Origin of the sequence: Candidatus Avoscillospira sp. LCP25S3_F1 (assembly GCF_052117125.1) — a bacterium.
Classification (GTDB): Bacteria; Bacillota; Clostridia; order Oscillospirales; family Oscillospiraceae; genus Avoscillospira_A.
The window spans coordinates 1-542 of record NZ_JBQKJT010000071.1; the positions used below are offsets into that span (position 1 = coordinate 1).

The 542-nt window shown below is 53.0% G+C and carries 1 protein-coding gene; it reads left to right on the forward strand.

The window, feature by feature from the left end:
* Positions 1–542 (forward strand): IS256 family transposase (locus ACTQ33_RS17145; protein ID WP_441465696.1); only part of this gene is annotated, 542 nt, incomplete at both ends.

Below are 542 nucleotides of genomic sequence, written 5' to 3' on the forward strand. Positions count from 1 at the left end.
CAAGGACACAGACAACAGCCGTAACGGCCACAGCAGCAAGAGGCTGCGTACCAGCTTTGGCGAAGTGGATGTGTCGATTCCCCGGGACCGGAAGGGGGAATTTGAGCCTCAGGTGCTGAAAAAGAACCAGACTAGTATCAGCCAGGACATTGAGGAGAAAATCCTGTCCATGTACGCTAAGGGTATGACCACTGGCGACATTGAGGCCCATATCCAGGACATTTACGGTATTTCCGTCTCAGACAGCACGGTCAGCCGGATCACGGACAAGATCTTGCCCATCGCCAAAGAGTGGCAGCAGCGGCCCCTGGAGTCCATCTATGCCGTGGTATTCCTGGATGCCATCCACTATCATGTTCGCAGCGAAGGGCAGATCGTGAAGAAAGCAGTGTACATTGCCATTGGCGTCAATCTGGATGGTCGGAAAGACGTCCTGGGCATGTGGGTTGGGGAAAATGAGAGTGCCAAGTTCTGGACAACGGTGCTCAATGGCCTGAAAAACCGGGGTGTAGAGGATATTTTCATTGCCTGTACAGACAATT